26 protein-coding genes are annotated in these 26,056 nt (G+C 63.7%); 7 read left to right on the top strand and 19 right to left on the bottom strand.

Features of this window, described 5'->3' with window-relative positions; genetic code table 11:
* Positions 1 to 90 precede the first annotated feature (90 nt).
* Complete coding sequence (locus tag K5R33_RS04295; protein ID WP_220747721.1) at positions 91 to 795, top strand: TspO-related membrane protein; 705 nt, start codon at positions 91 to 93, stop codon at positions 793 to 795.
* 24 nt (positions 796 to 819) lie between these two features.
* Here K5R33_RS04295 and K5R33_RS04300 read toward each other — a convergent pair whose 3' ends face one another.
* On the bottom strand, positions 820 to 1,599 hold the full coding sequence (locus tag K5R33_RS04300; RefSeq protein WP_220747722.1) for an SDR family oxidoreductase: 780 nt from the start codon (positions 1,597 to 1,599) through the stop codon (positions 820 to 822).
* 144 nt (positions 1,600 to 1,743) lie between these two features.
* Here K5R33_RS04300 and K5R33_RS04305 point away from each other — a divergent pair, with 144 nt between their 5' ends.
* Positions 1,744 to 2,736 (top strand): Hint domain-containing protein, encoded by a 993-nt coding sequence (locus tag K5R33_RS04305; protein WP_220747723.1) that lies wholly within the window; start codon positions 1,744 to 1,746, stop codon positions 2,734 to 2,736.
* 475 nt (positions 2,737 to 3,211) lie between these two features.
* On the opposite strand, the gene moaE is transcribed toward K5R33_RS04305, so the two are convergent.
* The 9 genes from moaE to K5R33_RS04345 form a co-directional block, all read right to left on the bottom strand.
* Complete coding sequence (moaE, locus tag K5R33_RS04310; RefSeq protein WP_220747724.1) at positions 3,212 to 3,679, bottom strand: molybdopterin synthase catalytic subunit MoaE; 468 nt, start codon at positions 3,677 to 3,679, stop codon at positions 3,212 to 3,214.
* 51 nt (positions 3,680 to 3,730) lie between these two features.
* Positions 3,731 to 3,976, bottom strand: a complete 246-nt coding sequence (gene moaD, locus K5R33_RS04315) for a molybdopterin converting factor subunit 1 (protein WP_220747883.1) — start codon at positions 3,974 to 3,976, stop codon at positions 3,731 to 3,733.
* Between the two features lie 2 nt (positions 3,977 to 3,978).
* A complete protein-coding gene (pgsA, locus tag K5R33_RS04320; protein WP_220747725.1) occupies positions 3,979 to 4,647 on the bottom strand; it encodes a CDP-diacylglycerol--glycerol-3-phosphate 3-phosphatidyltransferase in 669 nt (222 codons plus the stop codon).
* A 139-nt stretch (positions 4,648 to 4,786) separates the two neighbouring features.
* Positions 4,787 to 4,870, bottom strand: coding sequence for a hypothetical protein (locus K5R33_RS19220; protein WP_373314134.1), 84 nt, complete (start codon positions 4,868 to 4,870; stop codon positions 4,787 to 4,789).
* A complete protein-coding gene (locus K5R33_RS19000) occupies positions 4,834 to 5,124 on the bottom strand; it encodes a dihydrofolate reductase family protein (RefSeq protein WP_255576028.1) in 291 nt (96 codons plus the stop codon). The genes K5R33_RS19220 and K5R33_RS19000 overlap by 37 nt, the downstream gene beginning before the upstream one ends.
* Before the next feature lie 256 nt (positions 5,125 to 5,380).
* Positions 5,381 to 7,246, bottom strand: coding sequence for an excinuclease ABC subunit UvrC (gene uvrC, locus K5R33_RS04330; protein ID WP_220747726.1), 1,866 nt, complete (start codon positions 7,244 to 7,246; stop codon positions 5,381 to 5,383).
* A 306-nt stretch (positions 7,247 to 7,552) separates the two neighbouring features.
* Positions 7,553 to 8,323: an SDR family oxidoreductase gene (locus tag K5R33_RS04335; protein ID WP_220747727.1), complete on the bottom strand. Its 771-nt coding sequence runs from the start codon at positions 8,321 to 8,323 to the stop codon at positions 7,553 to 7,555.
* Positions 8,320 to 9,246, bottom strand: a complete 927-nt coding sequence (locus tag K5R33_RS04340; RefSeq protein ID WP_220747728.1) for a calcium/sodium antiporter — start codon at positions 9,244 to 9,246, stop codon at positions 8,320 to 8,322. Before K5R33_RS04340 ends, K5R33_RS04335 begins: the two co-directional genes overlap by 4 nt.
* Before the next feature lie 170 nt (positions 9,247 to 9,416).
* Positions 9,417 to 10,214 (bottom strand): S49 family peptidase, encoded by a 798-nt coding sequence (locus tag K5R33_RS04345; RefSeq protein ID WP_220747729.1) that lies wholly within the window; start codon positions 10,212 to 10,214, stop codon positions 9,417 to 9,419.
* Positions 10,215 to 11,129: 915 nt separating this feature from the next.
* Here K5R33_RS04345 and K5R33_RS04350 point away from each other — a divergent pair.
* From K5R33_RS04350 to K5R33_RS04360, 3 genes are all read left to right on the top strand, one after another.
* Positions 11,130 to 11,654 (top strand): SRPBCC family protein, encoded by a 525-nt coding sequence (locus K5R33_RS04350; RefSeq protein ID WP_220747730.1) that lies wholly within the window; start codon positions 11,130 to 11,132, stop codon positions 11,652 to 11,654.
* 61 nt (positions 11,655 to 11,715) lie between these two features.
* A complete protein-coding gene (locus K5R33_RS04355; RefSeq protein ID WP_220747731.1) occupies positions 11,716 to 12,096 on the top strand; it encodes a YciI family protein in 381 nt (126 codons plus the stop codon).
* Positions 12,093 to 13,292 carry an RNA polymerase sigma factor gene (locus tag K5R33_RS04360; protein ID WP_220747732.1) on the top strand — a complete coding sequence of 400 codons (1,200 nt, stop codon included), beginning with the start codon at positions 12,093 to 12,095 and terminating at the stop codon, positions 13,290 to 13,292. Before K5R33_RS04355 ends, K5R33_RS04360 begins: the two co-directional genes overlap by 4 nt.
* 254 nt (positions 13,293 to 13,546) lie before the next feature.
* On the opposite strand, the gene K5R33_RS04365 is transcribed toward K5R33_RS04360, so the two are convergent.
* From K5R33_RS04365 to K5R33_RS04380, 4 genes are read right to left on the bottom strand one after another with little or no spacing between them, the layout of a single operon-like run.
* The gene (locus K5R33_RS04365) at positions 13,547 to 14,293 is read right to left on the bottom strand and encodes an SDR family NAD(P)-dependent oxidoreductase (protein WP_220747733.1); all 747 of its coding nucleotides are present in this window, start codon (positions 14,291 to 14,293) and stop codon (positions 13,547 to 13,549) included.
* A 5-nt stretch (positions 14,294 to 14,298) separates the two neighbouring features.
* On the bottom strand, positions 14,299 to 15,951 hold the full coding sequence (locus K5R33_RS04370; RefSeq protein WP_220747734.1) for a hydantoinase B/oxoprolinase family protein: 1,653 nt from the start codon (positions 15,949 to 15,951) through the stop codon (positions 14,299 to 14,301).
* Entirely contained in the window at positions 15,948 to 18,035 is a 2,088-nt protein-coding gene (locus tag K5R33_RS04375; RefSeq protein WP_220747735.1) for a hydantoinase/oxoprolinase family protein, read from the bottom strand. The genes K5R33_RS04370 and K5R33_RS04375 overlap by 4 nt, the downstream gene beginning before the upstream one ends.
* A gap of 3 nt (positions 18,036 to 18,038) precedes the next feature.
* Positions 18,039 to 19,313: an NAD(P)/FAD-dependent oxidoreductase gene (locus K5R33_RS04380; RefSeq protein ID WP_220747736.1), complete on the bottom strand. Its 1,275-nt coding sequence runs from the start codon at positions 19,311 to 19,313 to the stop codon at positions 18,039 to 18,041.
* Positions 19,314 to 19,435: 122 nt separating this feature from the next.
* On the opposite strand from K5R33_RS04380, the gene K5R33_RS04385 reads away from it, so the two are divergent.
* Positions 19,436 to 19,831 carry a rhodanese-like domain-containing protein gene (locus tag K5R33_RS04385; RefSeq protein WP_220747737.1) on the top strand — a complete coding sequence of 132 codons (396 nt, stop codon included), beginning with the start codon at positions 19,436 to 19,438 and terminating at the stop codon, positions 19,829 to 19,831.
* 223 nt (positions 19,832 to 20,054) lie between these two features.
* Here the strand turns inward: K5R33_RS04385 and K5R33_RS04390 are convergent, their stop codons facing one another.
* Positions 20,055 to 20,837, bottom strand: a complete 783-nt coding sequence (locus tag K5R33_RS04390) for an SDR family oxidoreductase (protein ID WP_220747738.1) — start codon at positions 20,835 to 20,837, stop codon at positions 20,055 to 20,057.
* Between the two features lie 35 nt (positions 20,838 to 20,872).
* Positions 20,873 to 21,550, bottom strand: coding sequence for a YceI family protein (locus K5R33_RS04395; RefSeq protein ID WP_220747739.1), 678 nt, complete (start codon positions 21,548 to 21,550; stop codon positions 20,873 to 20,875).
* A 104-nt stretch (positions 21,551 to 21,654) separates the two neighbouring features.
* Between K5R33_RS04395 and K5R33_RS04400 the strand changes: the two genes are divergently transcribed.
* On the top strand, positions 21,655 to 22,572 hold the full coding sequence (locus tag K5R33_RS04400; protein WP_220747740.1) for a LysR family transcriptional regulator: 918 nt from the start codon (positions 21,655 to 21,657) through the stop codon (positions 22,570 to 22,572).
* Between the two features lie 157 nt (positions 22,573 to 22,729).
* Here the strand turns inward: K5R33_RS04400 and K5R33_RS04405 are convergent, their stop codons facing one another.
* Genes K5R33_RS04405 through K5R33_RS04415 form a run of 3 tightly spaced genes read right to left on the bottom strand, consistent with a single transcriptional unit; the run spans position 22,730 to position 26,056 of the window.
* Positions 22,730 to 23,764 carry an ABC transporter ATP-binding protein gene (locus tag K5R33_RS04405; RefSeq protein WP_220747741.1) on the bottom strand — a complete coding sequence of 345 codons (1,035 nt, stop codon included), beginning with the start codon at positions 23,762 to 23,764 and terminating at the stop codon, positions 22,730 to 22,732.
* Positions 23,752 to 25,164: a mannitol dehydrogenase family protein gene (locus tag K5R33_RS04410; RefSeq protein WP_220747742.1), complete on the bottom strand. Its 1,413-nt coding sequence runs from the start codon at positions 25,162 to 25,164 to the stop codon at positions 23,752 to 23,754. Before K5R33_RS04410 ends, K5R33_RS04405 begins: the two co-directional genes overlap by 13 nt.
* Positions 25,157 to 26,056 (bottom strand): helix-turn-helix domain-containing protein, encoded by a 900-nt coding sequence (locus tag K5R33_RS04415; protein ID WP_220747743.1) that lies wholly within the window; start codon positions 26,054 to 26,056, stop codon positions 25,157 to 25,159. Before K5R33_RS04415 ends, K5R33_RS04410 begins: the two co-directional genes overlap by 8 nt.

Raw genomic sequence — 26,056 nt, forward strand, 5'->3', positions numbered from 1 at the left:
TGCGACGAAGCCCGTTGAGACCAAGGGGCGGCGGCTGGTCCAAATCGGAGCGACCGCTATCTGTTGGGAACATCACAGAAAGCCCCGACCATGCGTCTTCGCGCCCTCCTCGTCCTCCTGGCCACCGTCGCCTTCGCTGCCTCACCCCTACTGGTGCCTGGCTTTGGCGGGTATGAGCCCGACCAATTTCCCGTCCCGTTAGACAATCCCCCTGTTCAACCTGCTGGCTATGCCTTCTCCATCTGGGGCATCATCTACCTCTGGCTGCTCGTCTCGGCGGCCTACGGCCTTTGGAAGCGGGCCGAGTCCCCCCAGTGGGACGCACCCCGTTTCCCGCTTCTGCTCAGCCTCGGGGTGGGCGCCATCTGGTTGCCGGTGGCGGTCCTGTCACCGCTTTGGGCGACGGCCCTGATCTGGGTGATGCTGGTTGGGGCCTTGGGCGCTTTGCTCCGCAGCCCGGCGGCGGATCGCTACCTCCTGCGGGGCGCCATTGGTCTCTATGCCGGGTGGCTGACGGCGGCCTCGGCGGTCTCGGTCGGCCTGATCACAGCGGGCTGGGGCGTGCCCCCGTTCGGCCCCGAAGGATGGGCCATCGCCGCGCTCACCCTGGGCCTCGCCATCGCGGCCTGGATCCTCAGCCGCGTGCCTTCCCCGGCCTATGGCGCGGCCATCGTCTGGGCTTTGATCGCCGTGACCGTTCAAAACGGCGCCACGACGACCGGCCTCTTCGCCGCCGCCGCAGCAGCCCTGGTCACGGGTTTGACCCTCTACCGCCTGCGTGCGGCGCGGGTCTGAACCGCGCTGCGCAGAGGATAGTGGTCAAATCGTGGCGTTCGTCGCGCCCCCATCCAGCAGGATGTTTTGCCCAACCATGAACCCTGCGTGGACCGAGCACATGAACGCGCAGGTCGCCCCGAATTCGGCAGCGGTGCCGTAGCGACGGGCGGGGATCGTCCCCTCCCGCTGGGTCCGTGCCGCGTCCATGGTGATCCCCTGGGCCGTGCTCACCCCGGTATCGAGCGCGGTGGCCCGATCTGTGTCATGGATCCCCGGCAAAAGGTTGTTGATGGTCACACCGTCGGGTGCGACCTGACGTGCGGTACCGGCCACATAGCCCGTCAGCCCGGTCCGCGCCGCATTCGACAGGCCAAGCTGCGGGATCGGCGCCTTCACGGACTGGGACGTGATATTGACCACGCGGCCCCATCCTCGGGCCTGCATCGGGGGCAGACACGCCGTCATCAACGCGATGGGGGTCAGCATATTGGCGTCGAGCGCCGCGATAAAATCGTCCCGCGCCCAATCGGACCACAGCCCAGGGGGCGGCCCGCCCGCATTGGTGACGAGGATGTCCGGGCCATCCGCCGCGGCCAGAACCTCTGCCTGTCCGTCGGGCGTGGTCACATCGCAGGCCACGGTCGTCACGGCAACGCCGAAGCGCGCGCGCAGATCAGCGGCCGCCGCCTCCAGCGTCTCAGCCCCGCGAGCGTTCATCACCAGATCGACACCCGCCGCCGCCAGGGCCTCCGCACAGCCAAACCCCAGCCCCTTGGATGAGGCGCAGACCAACGCGCGCTTCCCCTTGATCCCAAGATCCATGTTCCGCCTCCTCAGCTTCTTCATCTTTCGGTAACATCCCCCGTGGCAAAGACCATCGGGAAATGCAGATCGCGGCGCAGACAGGCCGCGAAGGCGCCGCCCTGGGGTCTCGATTTCGCCGCGACGATCGGAAAAACTGTACAGATGACCAGTGCCCCGTTACCCCTCGCCAGCCTCAGCCGCTGCACCGTATTCCCAGCCGAGGCCCTGTCGGTCGAGACCGGCGCGCTGATGGGCGATCCCATCGGCGATCTCACCGAGGTGGTCGCGGGCGATTGCTACACGCTCGATCCGTCGGCATCACCGCGGGAGTTGATCCTGACCGGGGCGCCTGGCACCCCGTCCGTGGCAGCGGGCAGTTCCGTGGGCACGGCGGGCCAGCCCGTCACGGCCCTTGCGCGCCATCAGTTGATGGGCAGCCGTGGCGCCGGGGTGGAGGTTTTGGTGCTGGAGCTTGACGGGTCGCGGGTGGCGGCCCCGCTCGGGCCACTGTCACCGTCCGACGACTACGTCTTACTGGCATCGGAGCCCGTCGCCGGAGAGTTGGCCTCCGTCGCCTCTGTCAGCTTCGCCCGGGGCACGCGCATTACCCTGGCGGGCGGCCGTCAGGCACCAGTGGAAAGCCTGGCGCCCGGGGATCGCGTTCTCACCCGAGACCACGGCCCGCAGCCCATTAGATGGACTGGGCAGCAGACGCTCCGCGCCGAAGGGTCTAATGCACCGGTTGTTATCGCGGCAGGCGCGCTGAACGCCGCCGACGATCTGATGCTCTCCCCGGACCACCGTTTGTTCATCTACCAGCGCCGGGATGCCATCGGCACCGGGCAGGCCGAGGTGCTGATCCGGGCGCGTCATCTTGTCGATGGCGAGACGATCTGGCGCGCGCCTGGGGGCCATGTGGACTATGTCCATCTGCTCTTCGATGCCCATGAAATCATCTATGCCGAGGGGATCCCGACAGAGAGCCTCCTTGTGGCGCCCGATGTCCTGGCCGGGCTGGACGAAGACCTGACGGCAGACATCATGCGCTGCATGGGCAACCGGACCCATGTGCCCCACCACGGCGTCGAGGCCTCTGCCGCCGATTTGCAAGGCATTGATGCGGCGACGCTGTTGCGCCGCGCGGCCCATCGGTGACGTTGGCCATGGCGGGGTAACCTCCGCACGTCTCCTTCGACCGTACGAAGCAGCAGAGTTGCTCCATGGGCTGTGCGAGACTGCTCTCAAAGGTCTCAGCGGGGGAACAGTCCCGTGGCAAAGGGCAGGCCGACGGAGGTTTTCAACCTTCTGCCACCCCGCTAGCCTGATGCCCGGAACGCCGCCCGACCAAAGAAGCCCTCCGCTAATCGAGACCTTCGCCACGGCGGCAGACCATCAGATCCGGCTGTCGAAACCTCCCCCCCAGCCAAAACGCTACAATTGAAGGATCAAAGCCTTGCGACGGCAGGTCCGCCTGAAACACCCCAACGCCGGCCCAATCTGCACCTCGTTCCGTAGGTCGCGACACCTTCGGACAATAATTCCGGGCCACACATCCGAGAGACAGAATGGCCCACCAGCCTCAAGCCTGTGTCCCAAAGACCCATGTCGTCAACAGCAGATACCGCGCGGATTAGGTCCCGGTGTCAGACCACCGCGCCAGCGCATCCTCATCGGAGTCTTTGGCATCCACCCAATCAGCCCCGGCGCCAGTCACTTCTTTCTTCCAGAACGGCGCACGGGATTTGAGGTAATCCATCAGGAACGACGCCGCCTCAAAGGCCGCGTCCCGGTGCCGGGACGCCGTCGCAACCATCATGATCCGCGCGCCGGGCCGCAACGCGCCATAGCGGTGAATGACCGTGATCCCCGACAGGGGCCAGCGCGCCGCCGCCTGCTCTGCAATCTCGGTCAGCGCGCGTTCCGTCATCCCGGGATAATGCTCGATTTCCATATGGTGCAGCCCGTCGGCCACGTTGCGCACCCGACCCGTAAACGTGACGACGGCACCCGTATCCGGCCCCGCCTCCAGTGCCTCGGCCTCGGCACCCAGATCGAAGTCGTCTTGGGTCACGACAATGCGTGGGGCGAAATCCGTCATCCCGAAATCATACCGTCATCATACCTGGATCATACGTGCAGCGGAGCCGGGTCAGCCGCCGGTCATGGGCGGGAAGAAAGCCACCTCTCGGGCGCTGCCCAATGGCGTCTCCAGCGGCACAAGCTCCTGATCGAGGGCGGCGCGAACGGTCGTCATATCGGCAAAGGCGGCGGCGTACCGGTCCTCGCGGGCGCGGAGTTCTTCGACCAGATCGGCAATGGTTGTGGCGTTCGTCTCGACCAACTCGCGCCCGAGTCCGATGCGTTCCCGCAGCCAAGCAAAGTACAACACTTGCAACGTCATGAGGGTCTGTCCTTCAGATGGGGGCGTGCTTTGGTAAAGTAATCCCATCCGGTGATCCCCGTCAGTGCGGCAGCCAGCCACAGGAGGACGGTCCCCGCCAGGAAGGTGATTTGTTCGCCCCAAATCAACTGCGTCAAACCCACTTCATCGGCGACCTCGCCCATGAGGATCGCATCCACCATGGCCATGTCCATGCCATGCACCCGCTCCGCAAAGTGATGCTCAAAGATGCCCGTAGAAAACAGCACCGCGATGGCCACCATCTGGGCCGTTGTCTTCCATTTGGCGAGCGCCGTGACGGCCAGCGTGGAGGAGGTCGCGCCCAAGAATTCCCGCAATCCGCTGACGAAAACCTCCCGGAACAGGATCACCGTCGCCGGCAGCAGGATCCAGGGATTCATGCCCGAGAATCCCGTGATGACCAAAAGCGCAATCACCACCATGGCCTTATCGGCAATCGGATCGAGCATGGCGCCAAAGCGGCTTTCCTGGTTCCACTCCCGCGCCAGATAGCCGTCGAACCAATCGGTGACAGCGGCCACGACAAACAGAACCAGCGCGAACCAATCCGCCCAAGGCCGGGCAAAGAATAGGAACATCACGGCCACGCCCGGCGCTGCAAATAAGCGCAAGACCGTCAGGATATTGGGCACCGTCCATCTCATCCCCGCCGGTGTAGCGGGTGTGCGCGGGGCATTCCATACCCCGCGCACACGACCTTGATCGCAAGGCGCAGCGCTGCAACGTGATGCCACCGCAGTGTTGTCGACGATCTAGTAGGATGCCTGACATCGCTGTCGCACCCTAACCCCAAGGCGGGACGCCTCCCCCCAACAGGATAGGCGCGCGTTTCAGGATGACTTCGTCGATCCATCTGGCAGCAAGCAAGGCGCCTGCCAGGTCACCTCCACCGCAAAGGTAGATCGGTTGCCCGCCCGCTGAAGCAGGGTGGGTGTACCGCCCAAGTCGGAGAGGTCGCCAACCTCTTCAAGCGGTTGCAGGGACCGTGAGACGACGTAGCAGGCCAGTCCTGGGTAGGGTGACGCTCCCGGTAGCAGGCCATGGGCCAGCCCAACGTCGTAGGTCGCGCGGCCCATGAGGACGGCGCCATAGGCGGTGAGCCGTTTGGCATAGTCGTCCACGATTGGGCCGTCATGGGAAAGGCCGAGGCATCACCGTCGGGGCCGCGATAAAGCCGTCGGCCGATACGGCGACGTCATGGATGATGGATTTCCTGGGGACATTCAGCTGGAAGACACAGGGCACCTGCGGTCCGGCAGGCGCGGGTTAGGTCTTCAAGCGTTATGATCATCGGTAGGGTCCGCCTCTCTGCGCTTTTGAAAAGTGCAGAGGCAGCGAACGCCGGCAAAACACCGCAGGGCGAGGTTCACCCCGCGCCTAATCCTTTTCGTGAAAATGGCGGTGGATCGTCTCAGCCAAGGCGTCAGAGATCCCCTCCACGGCTTTCAAATCGGCCAGGGCCGCGCGGCTGACGGCCTTCGCCGATCCGAAGTGTGCCAGCAAGGCGCGCTTGCGGGTCGCGCCGACACCCGCGACCTCATCCAGCGGATTGGCCACCAAGGCCTTCGCCCGCTTGGCCCGGTGGGTGCCGATGGCAAAGCGGTGCGCCTCATCCCGGAGACGCTGGATGAAGTAAAGCACCGGATCCTGGCGCGGCAGGGCCATGGGGCGTTGCCCCGTGCGGTGGAACTCCTCCTTGCCGTGGTCGCGGTCGACGCCTTTAGCGACACCGACCATGGGCACGTCCTCGACACCCAGATCGCGCATGATCTCTCGCACGGCACTCACTTGCCCGGCCCCGCCGTCAATCAGCAGCAGATCGGGCCAGAGATCCCCCTTCCGATCGGGGTCTTCCTTCAGCAGTCGTTTGAACCGCCGGGTGAGAACCTCTTTCATCATGCCGAAATCATCGCCAGGCGTCAGATCCGTGTCCTTGATATTGAACTTCCGGTATTGGCTCTTCTCGAAGCCCTCGGGCCCCGAAACGACCATCGCGCCCACCGCATAACTGCCCTGGATGTGGGAGTTATCGTAGACCTCAATCCGCGCGGGCGGCTTAGATAAATCAAACGCCTCGGCCACACCGCGGAGCAGCTTGGCCTGGGTCGCGCTCTCGGACATTTTGCGCCCAAGGCTTTCGCGGGCGTTGCGGGTCGCCCCCTGGACCAGTTCAACCTTTTCGCCGCGCTGGGGAAACAGAAGCTGCACCCGCCGTCCGGCCTTGTCGGACAGAGCTTGGGCCATCAACTCCATATCCTCGATCCCATGGGATAGGAGCACCATGCGCGGCGGCTCTTTGGTGTCGTAGAACTGACCGAGGAACGCTTCCATCACCTCAGCCGGGCTATTGTCAGCGGATATGCGGGGGTAAAAGTCGCTGTTGCCCCAGTTCTGGTTGGCCCGGATGAAGAACACCTGAATGCAGGCCTGCCCGCCCTCCATGTGCAGCCCGATGACATCGGCCTCTGGCACGCCCTGGGGGTTCACGCCCTGGACCGATTGCACATTGGTCAGCGCCTTGATCCGGTCGCGCAGGGCAGCGGCGCGCTCAAACTCCATCTCGGCGGAGGCGCTGGCCATCTCATCGGCCAGCTTCTCTTGGATCTCGGTGGTCTGCCCGCGCAGGAACTTCTCGGCGTCAGCGACCGAAGCCGCGTAATCCTTTGGGGTGATGAACCCAACGCAGGGCGCGCTGCATCGCTTGATCTGATAGTTCAGGCAGGGCCGCGTCCGCGTCTCAAAATCACTGTCGGAGCAGTTGCGCAGCAAGAACACCCGCTGCAATTGATTGAGCACCCGGTTCACCGCACCCGCACTGGCGAAGGGGCCGAAATAGTCGCCCTTCTCCGCTTTGCGGCCTCGGTGCTTTTTGATCTGCGGATAATCGTGCGCCCGACCAATCATGATGTTCGGAAACGACTTATCGTCGCGCAGCAACACGTTGTAGCGCGGCTTAAGCTGCTTGATGAGGTTCTGTTCCAGGAGCAGCGCCTCAAGCTCCGTGTTGGTGGTCAGCACCATCATCGAGGCTGTCTCGGAAATCATCCGCGCAATCCGCCCGGAATGCCCCTGAAGACGAGTATAATTGGCGACCCGGTTTTTCAGGTTCCGTGCCTTGCCGACGTACAGAACACGGCTTTCGGCGTCCAACATACGGTACACACCGGGCGAGCCGTCGAGCCCGCGCAGGAACCGTTTGATAACCTCCGGTCCTGTTTCAATGTCATCGGCGGAGCGGTCCATGGGATTCCCTATCGGCTGCCGCAAAGCGGGGCTGAGCGCAAGACGTTGGACGTCTGTCTTAGCCCATTCCAAATTGTGGATAAACCTGGGTACGAATTGAGCAGGTCCTTTGAAACACTCAGAATTTTCACGGAACCGTTACAATGTACGCTCAGACCGCCCCGCCGCAACCGCATGTTTTTTCAAAACCTTTTCTTTTCTTTACGTCGCGTCGGACTATTTGCGGCAGCTTTTGTTGGGACCAGCGTTTGCAACGGCCTCTGGTGGACAAAACTTCTGGAAATGCCTCGCTAGGGCCTTAAAACGCTACTCCACGCCTAGGACATCCGGTGTCTGCCACGCCAGATGTTGTCCCCCATCGACGCAGATCAATTGGCCAGTAATTGCCGGCGCACTGATCAGGTAGCGCATGGCCTCCAGAATGTCCGAGGGGTCAGCCCCCCGTTGCAAAACTGTGGCGGCTTGCTGTGCGGCGAAGTGATCCGCGCTTTGGCGAACACCCTGCATGGTTGGGCCCGGCCCGATGGCATTCACGCGGATCGCCGGGGCCAGCGCCTGGGCCGTCGTTTGCGTCATCGTCCACAGGGCGGACTTCGCCAGGGTGTAGGTCATGAATTCGGGTGTCAGCTTTCGCACCCGCTGGTCGATCATATTGATGATCGCCGCACTGGCCCGAGGGCGCCCGTCGGTCTCCGCCTCTGGCGCCTGGGCGGCGAAGGCTTGGGTCAGGATAAACGGTGCCCTGAGGTTAGAGCCGATGTGGCGATCCCAGCTTTCGTGGGTCGCCGTGCGCATGTCGTCATGCTCAAAGATCGACGCGTTGTTGATCAACAGCGTCAGAGGACCGCCCAGCGCCTCGGCCGCCCGTGGCACCAAGGCATCGCACGCCGCCAGATCCAGCAGATCCGCCTGGAGGCACACAGCCTTCTGCCCGTGGCCCGTGATGGCCTTCGCAACCGCCTCCGCCCCAGCGGCGGACGTGGAATAGTGAAGCGCCACATCATAGCCCAAGCGCCCCAATTCTTCCGCCATGACGGCCCCGAGACGGCCGCCTGCACCGGTTACCAAAGCCTTCATATGAGCACCTTCGTAAGATAGCCGAGATACAGCGCCATCAGCGCCACGCCCCAAATCCGCGTGATATTTTGCCCTAGGAAGACAAATGGGATCAGGAGCAGCGAAGCCCCCAGCATGACCCACAGATCGAACCTCAGGAACGATGGATCGACGGGGATCGGCCCCACCAACAAGGCCACGCCAATGATGCCAAGCAGATTGAACATGTTCGATCCGATGACATTGCCCAGGGCCACGTCCGCGTGGCGACGGATCGCAGCCATCACGGTCGTCGCCAACTCCGGCAGGGACGTGCCGATGGCGACCAAGGTGAGGCCGATAACCGTCTCGCTCACCCCATAGGCGCGCGCAATGCTCGTGGCGCCGTCCACTAGAAGGTTCGCTCCAAGGGGCAGCCCCACAAGCCCGAGGACCAGAAACACGGCCACCCGCCACCCGGGCAGGCCAGGCTCCGCACCCTCCACGTCCACATCATCGCTGCGCGAGGACCGAAAGCTGGCGACCAAAATCGCAGTCAGCGCGGCCAGCAAGATGACGCCATGCCACCAAACCAACCGACCCGTGAAACACAGCGCGATGAACAACAGGGTCGCGCCAAGCATGTAGAGATAATCGCGCCTGGTCTCGCAATGGGCCGTGTGCAGCGTCGCCAGGATCGCGGGCACGCCGAGAACCAACAAGATGTTCGCGGTGTTGGAGCCGACGACATTGCCAAGCGCCAACCCTGGCACACCATCTAAGATGGCCTCGACACTGACCAGCAGTTCCGGCGCGGAGGTTCCGAATGCGACAACCGTCAGACTGACCAGCAAAGCCGGCAAGCCCAGCCGCAAGGCCAGGTTCACGGCCCCCTTCACCAAAGCATCCCCGGCAAAGATCAGGATGACCAACCCGAGAACAACACTGAGACTGTCTAGGATCATCCGGACCCTCGCCGTTCGCAGGGACACGGGCCACGACCGGCACGCGGTGCCCCACAGCGCGGGCACTTACGCGCGCCCGACCCGATCTTAGGCAAGCGAAGACGACCAAACATGGCCAGCACGGCCATGCCGATCAGGAAGAATGTGACAATTTTCAGAAGCACAGCGCGTCAGAGTCCGTATCGCGACCACAGCGCGCGCGCTTCGACGGCATCGACGGCCTGATCCAAGACGCCGGGCACCAACCGCTGCATCAGCGGGCGGCGCTGGCTCAGCATGGAGAATTGGGCCTTTTCCCCGTATCGGTCCCGCATCACCGGGAAAAGGTGGCCGATGCCGTCGGCCAAGCCCAGGTCAACGGCTTCCTGTCCGATGAAGACATCGCCGGTAAACAAGTCTCGGTCAGTCGACAGTTTGGCCCCGCGACGCGCTTTCACGTGGTCAATGAAGCTGCCGTGGATTCTGGTCTGGATCTCTTTCAAACGGACGATGTCGGCGTCACGCTCCGGGCGGAACGGATCCAACAGCGACTTGTCGGCGCCTGCGGTATGAACACGGCGTTCGATCCCCCAGCGGCTCAAGAGTTCGGGAAACCCAAAGCCAGCCGAAATGACACCAATGCTGCCGGTGACCGAACTGGGATCGAGGTGGATATCATCCGCCGCCGCGGCGAGCCAATAGCCACCCGAAGCCGCCACATCCTCGATGAAGGCATGGACCGGGACAGAGGTTTCCTCTGACAACGCGCGAATGTGACTGCCGATCAAAGACGACTGCACAGGCGAGCCCCCTGGCGAGTTGATCGCCAGGGCGACCGCCGCCGGTTTTCCCTTGCGGAAGGCACGCTCCAGAAGTGGGCGCAGACCAGCGAGTGAGAGCGCCCCGCGCCCTCCACTGGCCGCGATAACCCCTTGCAAGCGCACTACGGAGATCCGTGGCCCTCGGCGGCGAAATCGGAAAGCGGACATCGAAACCATCCTCGGCATGTAGAGCCGCGAGAGACCGGGAACAAGGCGACCCCACCGGAATGCCCGCGTCCGGTTTTGCCAGCACGCAAACTGTCGCCCGGTCGCCACAAGGTGCCCGTCCGGTTCACATACGCTGATGCGGTGTGGAGTGGCGGTTGGCCCTGCGTTGTGCGGCATGTCCGAATGGAAGGCGACGCTTTGGGAGTAACGCAAGGAACGAGGCGCGCCCATGACGGAGAGGCGCTCTTCAGAAGAGCGAAGCGCGGTTGCAGTGACACAGGCGAGAGACATCCCTTTTTGAGCGGCAGACGCCTTGCGAAATATTTCTGGGAGTAGGTTTCAGATCCAGTGCAGCACTTGCGTTGGCTCAGCATCTAAGCGCTAGCGTAAATTGCGGAGCAGCAATCCTAGATTCTGGTCGCGGCCAGCCGTCCCTGGATGAGCATCAATGTACTGTGCGTTCGCGTCGTATCATCGTCGAAAGCGGGGCGAAGGTTCGGCCAGGCGGCATGAGTTCAAGGGCGTAAAGATAGCACGCAAAAAGGCCAAAGACGCTCAGCCCAACAGGCTCTCGGCGCATCGCTCACATGGGCTTAGCCAACGACATGTTCGACGCAGTTGGAAAGTCAGAGGCCACACGGGTTAGGGCGCTCGATTTCGAAACGACCGGACCGAACAACCGTAGTGAGGCGGGTGCACGGTAGGTCTTGAGCGCACTATTTGCCGGGCATTTGAGTGTCGCGCTCCATAAAGTCGCATAAAGGGTAAAGAATAATAATAAACCAATTTAGCTACTTACAAGAAAAATGACCATTCCCGTGAAAAAACTTTGCCACATGTGTCGATCCTCGCCCCCGTGGCTCGTCTAGTGGGTGAAGGCGCTCGGGCCTTCGACCAACCAAAAGGGACAGACCCATGACCATCGCCACCATCGCAGCCTCCGCCACCGCCATCATCGCAGCCCTGGCCGCAGCCCCCTTCGCACTACCCGCGCAGGTCCATGTGGAGCGCTCCGCCGTGATCGACGCCGCGCCAGAGACGCTGTTCGCGCTCATCGCCTCCAACCAAGGCTACCAGAGCTTCAACCCCTATGCCGCCAAGGACCCGGACCTGAAGATCGCCCTGCATGGGCCCGCATCCGGCGTGGGCTCGGGCTTTGATTTCGACGGGAAGGACGGCAAGGGCAGCCAGGTCGTCGCCGCCGTGGAGGAGAACCGCTCGGTCACCATGGCCATCGACCTCGGCGCCATGGGCCAGCCCACCCAGACTTTTCATCTGACCCCCGAGGCGGGCGGCACCCGCGTCACCTGGGGCATGAACATGGCCTTCGGGGCGAACCCCATCGGCCGCGTCATGGGCCTGTTCATGGACAAAATGGTGGGCGGAACATTTGACGCAGGCCTCGCCAACCTCGCACGGGTTACGCAAGCCGACGCGTAACCCGACCATTGAACCCCAGACCATAGACCACAGACCCAAACGTACCCAAAGGAACGACTCCATGCGCTATACGCTCTTTCTCTACAACGACGAATCCGCTTTTGAACACATGACCGAAGCCGACATGGGCGACGCCCTGCAAGCCTATGGCGCCTACATCGGCGCCCTGCGCGAAGCCGGTGTGTTCGTGGACACCGACTATCTTGCCCCCTCGGCCACGGCCACGGTGCTGAGCCTGGCCACCGGCGAACGCCAGGTGCAGGACGGCCCCTATGCCGATACCCGCGAACAGCTGGGCGGCTATTTCGTGATCGATGTGCCGGACCTGGATGCGGCCCTCGACTGGGCAGCAAAATGCCCCTCGGCCCAATACGGCAAGATCGAGGTCCGCCCCTCGGCCATGCCACCCGAAGCATCCGACCGCCACGGCAAGGGCGCATGACCGACAGCCCCCGCAGCGCGCTGAACCGCGCGGTGCGGGACCACCACGGGCGGCTGGTGGCAAGCCTGGCCAGCCGCTCCGGCGACATCGCCGCCGCCGAGGACGCCCTGTCGGAGGCCTGCCTGCGAGCCCTGCCCGCCTGGGAGGCGCGGGGCGTCCCATCATCGCCGGAGGCCTGGCTGCTGACCACCGCGCGCAACGTCCTGCGCGACCGCTGGAAGAGCGCGGCCTACCGGATGGAGACGGCCGAAGACGATGCCCCCGAGCAGGGAGAGGAGCCGATGGAGCTGCAAGACATACCCGATGACCGGCTCAAGCTGATGTTCGTCTGCGCCCATCCGGCCATCGCGCGCGAGGTGCGCACACCGCTGATGCTCCAGACCGTCATCGGGTTGGAGCCCGCCCGCATGGCGCCCGCCTTTGCCATGGCTGCCCCCGCGCTGGCACAGCGCCTCGTGCGGGCCAAGCGCAAGATCAAAGAGGCGCGCATCGCGTTCACGGTGCCGGATGCCGACGATCTCGCCCCCCGTTTGGGCGCCGTGTTGGAGGCGATCTATGGCGCCTACGCCATTACCTTCCAGGACCGGGCGGTCGAGTTGGTCGATGACCTGGCGACCGAGGCGCTGTACCTGGCCGATTTCGTCGTCGAAACCCTGCCGGAAGAGCCAGAGGCGCTAGGCCTCGCCGCGTTGTTGAACTTTTCCCATGCCCGTCGCGAGGGCGCAGACCCCCACCGTTTCGTGCCCCTGGCCGACCAGGATCCAAGCCGCTGGAACCCGCGCCGCACGGCCCGTGCCGTTAACCTGCTGCGCCGCGCAGGCGGGTTGGGACGCATGGGACCCTTCCAACTCGAAGCCGCAATCCAAGCCGTCCATGCCGACCGCGCGCGCAGCGGCAGAACCGATTGGGCCGCCATCGCCCAGCTCTATGCCGGGCTGGTCCACCTTGCCCCGACGCTTGGCGCCCGCGTGGCCCAAGCGGCAGCAATCGGTGAATGGCAAGGGCCCGACGCGGGGTTGACCACGCTTGCCAAGATAGAGGCCCCCACCCTGGATGCCTTCCAACCCTATCACGCGACCCGCGCCCACCTGCTCGCGCGTGCAGGGCGCACGGAGGATGCGCGCGAGGCCTATGACCGCGCGATAGAGCTGACGACGGACCAAACGGTCCGGGAGTGGCTGTTGGCGCAGAGATAGACGCGGAGCCGCTCGGGTCAGAGTTTCACGTGGTTCTCAGGTCGCTATGGACGGGTTTCGGCCCCGTTGAAAGCTTTGGTGACGCTGCCTCAGGCGGGCCGGTCGAGGTTCGTCTGATTGGTGACGTCGTCCGCCCAAACCGCGATCCGACCAAGGTCGTGGCGCAGCCTTGCGGACGGAACGCTTGTGTCGACGCGCGTCACGCGCCCCCCCCACTGGCCCTCACGAAGCAAACGGAACGCCCCTCTCACCTCTCACGACATGACGTAATTCAGACCGAGACGCCCGCCGTCGACATAGATCGTCTCGCCGGTGACGTAGCTGGCCTTCTTCGAGCAGAGGAAAGACACCACATCACCGATTTCCCGAGCAGTCCCGGCACGGCCAAGAGGGGTCCGCGACATGGCCATCTTGAACGCCTCCGGGTTGGCGTTCACGCCTGCCATCATCTCGGTGTCGATGGAACCTGGTCCCACGGCGTTGACCCGGATGTTGTTCTTGGCGAGGGCCAAAGCGGCCACTTTGGTGATCTGCATGACACCCCCCTTGGAGGCGCAGTAGGCCGGGATCGCGGGAATGGCGACCTGGGCGTTGATCGACGACATGTTCACGATGGAGCCTTCGATGCCGTTCTCAACCATGGCCCGCGCGGCCCGCTGGGTGGCGACGAAAACGCCACGCAGATTGACGGCCAGAACCTTGTCGAAGGTCTCCAGATCATAGCTCAGAAAGTCACCCGGTAGGGCGATACCCGCGTTGTTCACAAGCGCGCTGACAGGACCGTGCTCAGCTTCGATCCTGTCAAACAGGGCTAGGATCGCATCAGAGTCGCCGAAATCGCAGACGTAGCCTGCACCGCCTAGGTCTGCGGCGGCGGCGATGACACTTTCGCGAACATCGGCAAGGATGACCTTATAGCCGTCTTCGGCCAATGCCGCAGCACAGGCGTGTCCGATGCCCTGCGCACCCCCGGAAATCAGGGCAATGGGTGTATCGCTCATGTCAGTCATTCCTCTTCATAGCCATAATCGGCCTTGGCCTGCTCTGGTGTGATAAAGCCTGCGGCCAGGTCCTCTGCAATCCGTTCGCGGGTTCGTCCGGCAGGGGGGCCGTATCCACCCCCGCCCGGCAGGCTGAGGCGCAAGCGCTGCCCGGATTTGACGAACTGACGGCCCTTGGCGCGAAGCTCCGTCCCATCGGTCAGCGTCACCCGACCTGCACCGCCCGGCATTCCCCCGTTGCGCCCTTGGGCCGGGTTCTGGACCCGATCGAACATCGCGTTGAAATAGAAATCGTAGCCCGCGCGCGGCGCGATCTCGATGGTTTGCCCAAGACCGCCACGGGTGGTCCCTGCCCCACCGGATCCGGCGCGCAAGTCCTTGCGCCAGACGATGATCGGCCCGACCTGCTCGGTCGCCTCGACGCTCATGGTTGAGACGCCAGACGGGAAGGCCGTGGCGGACAGCCCGTCGACCCCGGCCCGCGCGCCCGTGCCGCCCGAGTTGAACATCAGCACCTCTCGGTTGGGCAAACCGCTGTTGGGATCAGACGCGCGGGACGAAATCTGGATATTCCACAGGGCCGACGCCCCTTCTGCCGGGACCGTGTCTGGAAGCGCCTGGTGCAGCGCCCCAAGGACCACGTCCGGCACCAGATGCCCCATCACGTGGCGGACGGACACCGGCGCCGGGCGTTTCGCCGCCAGGATACAGCCCTCGGGCGCGGTAACGTGAAACGGCTCCAATGAGCCCGTATTGTTGGGCACTTGGGGGGCAATCGCGCATTTCAGGCCGTAACAGGCATAGGCGCGGGTGTAGACCTCGGGGCAATTGACGCCAAACCGGCTCATGCCGCTTGTACCGGCGAAATCGGCCCGCACTTTGTCCCCAGAAATGTCGAGGCGAACCGCCAAATGCACGGGGGCCTCGTACCCGTCGACCTGCATTGTATGGGTGAATGTCCCGTCCGGCACGGCGGCGATTGCGGCCCGCGTGGCCGCCCGACTGGTTTCGATGATGAAATCGGACAAACCATCCAGGTCATCTATGCCGAACTCATCCAGCATGGCCTGCAAGCGGCGGTCGCCCGCTTCGTTGCACGCAGCCAAGGAATAGATGTCGCCCACGGTTTGGTCTGGCGTGCGCACATTGGCTCGGATCAGACGCAGCAGGTCTTTCGAGACCTGCCCGCGGTCGGCGAATTTCATGATCGGGATCAGCAGACCCTCTTCAAAGACTTCGGTGCCATCGGGTCCAAAACCGCGCCCGCCGATGTCCACCACATGGGCCGTGCAGGCAAAGTACCCGATGTGCGCGCCTCTGCGGAACACAGGGGTCACGATGGTGATGTCGTGGAGATGGCCGGTGCCCAGCCAGGGGTCATTGGTGATGAGGACATCGCCCTCGAACATGTCCTCGGCGCCGATCTCTGTCACGAAATGCGTCACGCTCTCGGCCATGGCATTCACATGGCCCGGCGTCCCGGTAACGGCCTGGGCGATCATCCGGGCTTGCCGGTCAAAGAGCCCCGCAGACAGATCCCCCGCCTCCCGCACGGAGGTCGAAAATGCCGTGCGGATCAGGGTCGTCGCCTGTTCCTCGACCACCGCGATCAGGCGGTTCCACATGATCTGAAAGTCTATGGTGCTGGGCGTCGTCATGGCGCGTCCTCTTTGCGGGTCAGACGCAGACTGCCGTCCCCTTGCCCTGTGGCGCGGTAGGCCGAGGTCACGATGGTCGTCGTCTCCGACTCGATGATGACCGCAGGCCCGTCAAAGGTGATGCCAGGGGTAAGCGTTTCGCGCGCGACCTCTTGGGCCGCCACCATTTGCCGACGGGCCGCATCGAAGACCTGGCGCCTGCGCAACGGCTCTGCGGTCGGGCCGGGATTGTATCGCGCGGCCTGGGGCACCTCTGGCAAGACGGTCGCCACGACGAGGGACCAATTGGTGATCTCGCACGCCAGGCCCTCGATGGTGCGACCGAACAGGGTACGATAGGCCCCTTCGAACGCCTCCAAAATCAGGGCCGCGTCCTCTGGGGCGAACCTCCGATGCGGCAGCCGCACCGGGATTTCCCATCCTTGTCCGCTATAGCGCATGAAAGCCGTCAGCTGCGTCCGGGTTTCGGCGTCCCCCGCGCCGGAGCGCACGAACGCCGATGCCTCCGCCTGCAAGTCGGCCAGCATCGCGTTGACGGCGGTCGCGTCAAAGTCGGACATGCGCTGGAACAGCCCTTGGGTCGCCTCATAGCTGAACGGTGCCTTGAGAAAGCCAATGGCCGAACCGACCCCTGCGCCGGGTGGGATTAGCAAGTCGCGGATCCCCAGCTTTTCGCAAAGACGGCAGGCATGGAGCGGCGCGCCACCCCCGAAGCCAACCATCGTAAAGTGCTCAATGTCGCGCCCGTTTTCCACCGTGTGGACACGGGCTGCGTTGGCCATGTTTTCGTCCACAAGTTCGGTCACCCCAAACGCAGCCTCGCGCGTGCTGATGCCCATGGGCATGCCCAGTGTCCCTTGAACCGCTTGGTCGGACAGGTCCGTCGACAAGGGGATCGCGCCACCGGCAAAGGCATCGGGGTCAAGCCTGCCAAGCAACAGGTTGCTGTCGGTCACGGTCGGCTCCGCCCCCCCGCGCTGGTAGCAGGCGGGACCCGGTTCCGACCCGGCCGATCTTGGTCCCACTTGGATCCGCCCCATGGCGTCAATGGAGGCGATGGACCCGCCGCCCGCGCCAATCTCGACCATCTCGACCACCGGGGTCGACACTACCATGCCGGAGCCTTTCTTGAAGCGGTAGGTTCGGGCCACCTCAAAGGTGTTTGCGGTTTTCGGGGCACCCTCCTCGATCAAACAGATCTTGGCCGTCGTCCCCCCCATGTCAAAGCTGAGGACCTTGTCCAAACCATGGGCCCGGGCAAAATTCGCGGCGTAGATCGCACCGCCCGCTGGACCGGATTCAAGCAGGCGAACGGGCTGCTCCACCGCGTCTTCGACCGACATCAACCCACCGCCCGAATGGAGCATGAATACCGGGGCCGACACATCCTCCGCCCGCAACCTCGAGACGAGACGCCCCAAATAGGCCGCCACCCGAGGTTGGACATAGGCGTTCGCGATCACCGTGTTGAAGCGCGGCAGTTCCCGCATCTGGGGCGACACCACCGAAGAAATCGAGACAAACACATCCGGCAACGCCTTGCGGAGCGCCGCAGCCATGGCGACCTCGTGGGCATCATTAGCGTAGGAATGCATCAAGCCGATGGCCACGGCCTCGTAGCCGCCCGCTCTGATTGTCTCGACCATCGCCGCGACCTCAGCGGGGTCCAGCGCCAGCAACACCTCCCCCGCTGGTCCCATCCGCTCATTGAGGGTGAGGCGGCCCTTGCGCGGCACCAAGGGCGTCGGCAGCGTCAGGTTGAGGTCATATTGCTCGAACCGGTTCTCCGACCGCATCTCGATCACATCCCGGAACCCCTCCGTGGTGATGAACGCCATCTTGGCGCCGCGCCGCTCGATCAGGGCATTGGTGACCAGCGTGGTCCCGTGGATCACTTGGCCAATGGCTTGCAAGGGCACACCGGCCTGCTGCGCGGCCAAAGACATCCCATCCAAGATGGCCTGTTCCGGGTGCGCATAATCCGTCAGGACCTTGCAGGTCGTCAGGTCCTCGCCGTTGGAGAGGGCGACATCCGTGAACGTACCGCCGATATCAACGCCGACGCGAATGGGCTGTTGGGACATGGATCAGAGACTTCTTAGAATTTGGTTGGCGGTAAACGCCGTTTGATACAGACGCGACATGATGGGCGCGGATGGAACGGTTTGCACGTCCGTTAGGGGCAAGGGCAGATCGGAAGGATCTCGGCCCATCAGCAACCCGGCAATGGCCTCTCCGAAGACCGTCCCGGTCGTGATGCCCCGTCCGTTGTAGCCAATCGCCGTATAGAGACCCCGGTCCAAGTTATAGACCCTGGGCAGGTAATCGGGCGTCATCGCAATCTGACCGTGCCAGGCCCGCTCAAAGGTCACAGCCCCCAGGTCGGAAAACAGCCGACGCAATTGCTTGCGCGCCCAGCGTTGGGACAGGCCCTGTCCGACACTTCCAACGATTGTGCCCATGGAGCCAATAATCAACCGATCCGACATATCCCGGCGGAGCGAGAACATGATGCGACCCGTATCCCAAAGGCCCTGACGCTCCGGCAGGATACGGGCCACGCGATCCCCCAGCGGCGCGGTCGCCAACTGGAAATACGGGATCATCGTGAATACGCGTTTGAGATCAGGCCAGAGGTCGTCCGTATAGGCATTGGTGCCAAGCACGACGAACTTGGCGTTGACCAAACCCTGGTCGGTCTCGACCGTCCAGCCGCCGCCCTGTTTTCGCAGTTGCTTGGCCCTCACGCCGGTGCTGATCCTGGCCCCCGCACCCCGCGCCGCACGGGCCAGGCCACGGCAGTACCCCATCGGGTTTATGGTGCCCGCGCGGTGATCCAACAGGCCGCCAAAGAACACATCCGTCCCGACTTTGTCCGCCATCTCTTGGCGGGTCAAAAGCTGGACAGGCGCACCAAGCCGATCCCAATCCTCGAACCGCGCCTTAAGGCCCGCGTAGCCCGAAGGCGCATGGGCCGCGTGGAGCGTACCGGTCTTGGTGACCTCGCACCGAATTTGGTGCCGCTCGATCAGGTCGAAGACCTTTTGCGGGGCCTCTCCGAAGCGCCGGACAAATCGCGGCCCGTAGGTCTCACCCAACCGGGCGTAGACCTGCGCCGGAGGACGCCAGACGCCTGCGTTGACCAAACCCACGTTCCGGCCGGACCCGCCGTGCCCAATGCGCTCCGCCTCAAGCACATGCGCCGAAAACCCCTGTTCCGCACAGTGAAGCGCCGTGGACAGACCTGTGATGCCCCCACCGACAATGGCCACGTCCACATCGGACCCGTCCATCAAAGGGTTGACGTAGTCTTCTTCCGCCGACGACCGGTCCCAGAGCGACACGGCATCCGTTCGATCCATTGGAGAACCCCGTGATATGTTCTGCGACGCAGCCCGCACACCGGCACGAGGGTTGCACGCGGCCAAAGACGGTGTCAATTTTCGGCGCTTCTGTTCAACGTCGCAGCCCCCCAGGAGGAGACATGCTCCGAACCTCAGCCGCTGAAATGGTCAAAAACGCCCGCGCCCGCATCAAGGAGATCGAAACAGAGGACCTCATCCAGATGGTCGATGACCCGAGCGTCGTCATTGTCGATATTCGAGACATCCGGGAGCGGCAGCGCACCGGCGCGATCCCTGGGTCGGTCCATGCGCCACGCGGCATGATCGAGTTCTGGGTCGATCCCGCCAGCCCCTACCACAAAGAGGTCTTTGCCCAGGACGGCAAAACCTACGTGTTCCACTGCGCCTCCGGCTGGCGCTCGGCACTGACCGTGGCCACGCTTCAAGACATGGGGTTTGAGGCCGCGCACCTGAAAGACGGCTTTACGTCATGGGCGGACAAAGGGGGTCCGATTACGCCGGTGGAAAAGGCATAAGTCGGCGGGGTGGAGCCTGGGCAGAGCGCGTGCCGCTGTCCGGGTCAAAACCTGTAAAGGCAGTCAGATGTTGTGCCAGGGATGTTCCCGGCGGGATTGGGACGACCGGGAGGCTTACAGGTCCCCCTGCGGCCGTGCCAAGCGGAGTACCTGTCGCGTCAGCGGCGGCTGGCCCAAAGACCACCGTGCTCTCCGCCCCCCCGCACCGACCAATCCGCCCTGGCTAGGTGGGCATGCCCACCGCCTGCCTGCCAGCGGCGGTCTTGAGCGAAAAGTCCTGGCCAAGCCACGGATCCGCCTGCGGGGTCGTCAGAAACGCAATGGCCTTTGCGACCCACGCCGGGCTGATGTGATCCTCCCAAGGGATCTGAGACACGGGGTTCACACCGCTCGACCAGATGCTGTGCTGCATTTGGGTGGCAACCGTTCCCGGCGACAGCCCGACAACCCGAATGCCTTTATCCTTAGCCTCCGTATGGGCAACGCCCGTGAGACGCAGAACCGCTGCCTTTGAAGCGCAATAGTGGGACCAGCCCTCCAAGGTGCTGTTGGCCGCGCCGGACGAGATGTTGACGATCGTGCCGCCACCCTCCTGGGCGGCCATGACCGGCATGGCATGGCGCAACCCGTGGTAGACCCCCTTCACGTTGACGTCGATCACATCGCTCCAAGCCATTGGGTCGCTGTCCATGATCCGGGCAATGGGATCGATCAACCCGGCATTGTTGACGAACAGATCAAGGCGGCCCGTCCACGCCAAAGCGGCCTGAACCAAGTCAGCCACGGCCTGGCTGTTTGCCACGTCGGTCGGGATGGCCTGGGTATGGCCTCCGGCGTCTTCGATCTCGGCGGCGATGCGTGCGATGTCTTGGTCCGATCGCGCCGCGAGCACGACCTGCGCGCCTAGGGCCGCCAGATGCCGCGCGGTTGCTTCACCAATGCCCCGCGAGGCGCCGGTGACGATGGCCGTGGTCCCCGTCAGGTCGGGATGGGTTGGGTCAGCCATGGGACGTCTCCTCTGAAAGGTTGGAGGTTGGGCGATCAGCCCTCGTTCGGGCCTGCGAACCCCTCAACGTATCCCCAATTGCAGGGGACGTTCGTGTCCGCCGAGGCGGCAGGGATCGCGCTGCAATCGACCAGATCCACATGGACATCGAGATCAATCTCAAGGCCCGTCGGTGACCCTGGAAAGGCGATGAAATCCATGCCGAAATCTGTCCGCGTGATGGTGCCCGTCGCCTCAAACGAGGCCGTCCGGATCTCGTCGTAGTTCGGGATATACTCGGGGTAGGCGCGGTCGGCTTTCAGGGTGAAGTCCAGAACAATCGGAGCGGTGACCCCCAGCATCGTCAGGGTGCCCCCCATCTGGCCCGTTGTGTCAGAGGTCATGGTGATCTGGTCCGACACGAAGGTGACTTCGGGGAAGAGACCCACATTCAGGTAATCTGCGTTTCGGATATGGGTGTCGCGACCCTCATGGTTCGAATTCACCGACGCCGCATCCACCGTGACAGTGATGCGAGAGTTCTCCGGCGCCTGTTCGTCGATCAGGAAGGTTCCACCGAACCTGTCAAAGCGTCCGACCGTACGGGCGAGATCCAGGTGATCGACCTCCCATCCGATATGCGCATGGCCCAAATCAAGGGTCCACTCCCTCGGTTCGGCGGCAAGGGGGGTGGCAAGCACCATCAGCGTGGGCGTCAGAAGTCGGTACAGCATGGCAGCGTCCTATTGGTTGGGGTGGTGTTGGGTGCTGAGATGCCACGGGCCACTATTGCGCGATATGCCTTGCCGAACACTACCCCTTTGCGCATCTTGCACAGATGGATATCAACGCCCTTACCCTCGCCCTTCGTGTGGCGGACCTCGGCAGTTTCTCAGCCGTCGCGCGCGAGACGGAGATGAACCCCTCGTCGATCTCCCGCGCTGTGGCTGCGGTGGAGGATCGGCTGGGTATCCGGCTGTTCCAACGGACATCGCGCACCCTGTCGCTGACCGCCGAGGGGGAGGCGTACTTGCTGCGCGTCGCCCCATTAGTAGATCAGTTGGAGGACGCGAGGCGGTCGGCCCAATCCACGCGCGCGCGCCCCGTGGGACACCTGCGCATCACGGCCTCCGTCGCCTATGGAACGGTCCGCCTCATTCCGCTGCTGTCGAGCCTGCGGGCTGCCGCGCCCGATCTGGAGGTGGAGCTGATCCTATCGGACGCCACGTTGGACATGGTCGCGGAGCGGATCGACCTGGCGGTCCGACTTGCCCCCGCCCCCGAGGGGGAGCTGATATCGTCCCGTCTCCATGGGACGCGATATCGCGTCGTGGCGACTCCGGACTGGATTGCGCAAAACGGGATGCCGTCTGGCCCCAGCGATCTGGGTGCCATGGCCTGCCTGCGAGGAACGCTGCCCGGTCATCGGGACGCTTGGACCTTTCGGCGCGACCCGGACGGCCACACCCGGACGGTCCCGATCCGCGGGCCGGTTCTGATCTCTAACCCTTTGGCCTTGCGCGATGCAGCGAAGGAGGGGCTCGGCCCCGCTCTCCTGGCGGATTGGCTTATCGCGCAGGATCTCCGGGACGGGACGTTGGTTGATGTCCTGCCGGGCCATGACGCGACCGCGACGACGTTCGATACGGCGGCCTGGCTGCTCTACCCGAGCCGGACCTACCTGCCCGCAAAGGTGCGGGTCGCAATTGACATCTTAAGGACAGCTTCGCGAGGGGAGAGGGCCGCGCGGCGCTAGGACAGCAGGCTATGGCTTTGGCACACGGGGTGTCAGTTCAAGCGGCGCGACGTGACCGCACACCGGATGGACGATGACGTCAGATCCAAGGCCGGCCTGCTAGCCGTTCCCAAACTGACTGACGGCGCATGCGATCACGCGCCCCAGCACGGACCGCTTATGCCGATAGGATCCGGAGGCCAGACGCTTTGTCGAACAGAGCGCGCCGCTCGGGGTCTGCGCCGAGCGGGACCGGTTTGCCCTTCTCAAAGCCGACCATATCCGTCGTCTTGGCGATGAACGCGACCCCGGACGCCGTCCGACAATGGACCAAGGCGTATTCGCCCAGGTTTTCGATGAGGTCCGGCACCGCTTCGACCAGGGCGCTGCCCGCCTCCATGGGCCGAAGATGCTCCGGTCGGAGCCCCAGAACATGGCCGTCGTCAGGCAACAGAGCCGCCCCACCGGGCGTCAGATCCCCTTGGCCGAAGAAGTTCATCTTAGGGCTGCCGATGAAGCCCGCGACGAACATGTTTCGCGGATTGTGGTATAGGTCCATGGGTGTCCCGACCTGCTCGATATTGCCACCGCGCAGAACGACGATTTTGTCGGCCAGGGTCATGGCCTCCACCTGATCGTGGGTGACATAGATCATGGTCGTGCCGAGACGTTCATGCAGACGCGCGATCTCAATCCGGGTTTGCACGCGCAGGGCCGCATCAAGGTTGGACAGCGGCTCATCGAACAAGAACACGTCCGGTTCGCGCACGATGGCCCGCCCAATGGCCACGCGCTGGCGCTGACCGCCGGACAAAGCCCGCGGGGTCCGCTCCAAAAGCGGCGTGATGTCCAGGATCTCGGCGGCGGCGCGGACCTTTGCGTCGATCTCATCCGGGGGGGTTTTGGCCTGTTTCAAGCCAAACCCCATGTTCTTGTAGACCGTCATATGGGGGTAGAGCGCGTAGGTCTGGAACACCATGGCCACGCCGCGCTTGGCGGGCGCGACCTCATTGACCACCCGATCACCGATGGACAGCTCCCCGCCCGAAATCTCCTCAAGGCCAGCGATCATCCGCAAAAGCGTAGACTTCCCGCAGCCCGACGGGCCGACAAAGACCACGAACTCCCCGTCTTCAACGTCGAGATCGATGCTCTCGATCACTTGGGTCGCGCCATAGGATTTGGCGATATTGCGAAGCGTCAGTCCTGCCATTGGTCTTCCATTCTGTGAATTGCGGACAGGAGTGCGGGTGCAAAGGACGCATAGCGCTTGGGCAAAGCGCCCCAGAGCGTCGGCTCCGACACCAAATCCCCTTCTCGGTCTTTGTTGAGCAGCGGTTGGAGCCTATCCCAGAGCGGCTCCTGATAGGGGACCTTGGCGGTCCCGGCCTGCGCTTTGCGCGCGAACACCACCCAGGAGGCGATGCAATCATAGCCCGCGTTGGGTGTCCTGCCCTGGGCCAGACAGGCCTCGATGGTTGGGCAAATGTAGATCCCCATCTTGGCGTAGCCGTCCATGCAGATCCGCTCCAACTGATCGGCGATCCCTGGATTCTCGAACCGGCGCGCGATCTCGGCCAGATAGGCCGTGGTGTCAAAGGGGACATGACCGGCCAAACCGGGCAGCACATCCTGCTCCTCCCAAGCATCGAAATGCGCGCGCAAGGCGGGGTCGCCCATGGCCTGGTCAAAGGTTGAGTACCCCGCCAAAGCGCCCAAATACGCGAGACCGGTGTGGCCACCATTGAGGATACGGATCTTCGCCTCCTCGAAGGGGTCGACGGTATCGACAACCTGGACGCCGACCCGTGTCAAATCGGGCATCTCGCCGGCAAAATGATCCTGCAGCACCCATTGGGTGAAAGACTCCGAATGCACGGGGCTGTCGGCGTGGCGCGGGGCCACTTGGGCAACCTCCTGCGACAGGGCCGCCGTGGCGCGGGGCGTGATCCGATCCACCATGGAACAGGGAAACCTCACATTGGCACGGACCCATCCCGCCAAATCATCCTGTCCCGCGGCTTCCAGAAAGCTCAGGAGGGCTGCCTCCAGCACAGTCCCATTGCGGCGGATGTTGTCGCAACACAGCACGGTCAACGGAGCGTCCAAGACAGCGGCACGATGGGCCAAGGCCCGGGCCAGGAAACCGTAGATCGTCTGAGCGGTGCCCTGCGACAGGTCCCCGGCAACAGCGGGCGCGCCCAGGTCCAGGGTCCAATCATCGCGATAGGAATAGCCGCTCTCGGTGACCGTGACCGTGGCCGCCGTGACCTTCGGGTCCGCGAACAAATCCAGTGCCGCGCCGAGGTCCTGGGCGGCGTCCACAAAGGCGAGATGGGACCGGACGACCCGAAACTCCTGCGTGCCGTCCGGCGCGATGGTCTTGAGCGCATAGCCATCCTTCGACTGCGCCGCCTGACGGAAGGCCGCCGACTCCGAGGCGCGCAGGTTCACCGCCGCAATCCCCCAACGCAAATCTCCCGTCGCCTGCATGTAGTCGTCGAGGTAAACCGCCTGGTGCGCCCGGTGGAACGCGCCATAGCCGATGTGGACCAGACCAATGGAACAAGCCGCCCGGTCGTAGCCCGTCTTGAAGATCTTGGCGTCAGTCATTGGCATTGGGTCTCTGTGGAAGAAGTTCGGCCCGCGTCACATCGCGAAAGGCCGAAGGGGTCATGCCCTTCACCTTGAGGAAATGGCGGTTGAAGTTGGCCAAGTTGCGAAACCCGACCTCGTGACAGATCGTGGCGATCTTCTCGTCGGTTGCCTGGAGCATCGAACAGGCCTGTCCAATGCGCACCTTGGTCAGGAATTCGGTAAATCGCGTGCCTGTGCGCTTTTGAAAGTTCCGCGAAAAGGCCGCCGTGCTCATGTGGGCCATCGTCGCCGCCTGCTCCAGGCTCAGGTCCTCGGCGAAATGAGTGGTGATGTGATCCACAACATCGGCAATCCGCGTCCGGTTGGCCTGGAAGTTCGGGAAGGCCACATTGTGGTCGGACAGGCGTTTTTGCTGCGGGTGGGCATTCACCGTGAGCAAAAGGTTCAGGAACTTCAGGATGCGATCCGCCCCCTTGGCATCGCGCACCGCAGCGAAAAGCGTGTGGGCCGTGGACAAGTCGAAATCCACGAATTCCACCCCGCCAGCGGAGCGCGCCAGCATGTGGTCCAGCGCGCGAAACTCCGGGAAGGCCGCTTTCAGATGCTCAAGGCTGGCCCGGTCGAATTGCACCAACATATCGCGCAAAGGCACCGCCTGGGCTTTGCCGATTTCATCGGTCACCCAGTTATGGGGCAAGTTCGGCCCTGTCAGGAAGAGCGCGCCAGGCCGAAACGGACCGATGTAGTCGCCAACAAAGGCCTTGCCCTGCGTGGCGACGATCAGGTGGAGCTCGTATTCCTCATGGCTGTGCCATCGGCACAGGTCCGTCGGCCACCCATGCTCCAGGTAGCGGATCGACTCGGTCGCGCGGTCGACAAATTCGACCTCTGGGGTGAGCAAAGACAT

It is taken from the genome of Jannaschia pagri (genome assembly GCF_019655435.1).
Taxonomy (GTDB): Bacteria; Pseudomonadota; Alphaproteobacteria; order Rhodobacterales; family Rhodobacteraceae; genus Jannaschia; species Jannaschia pagri.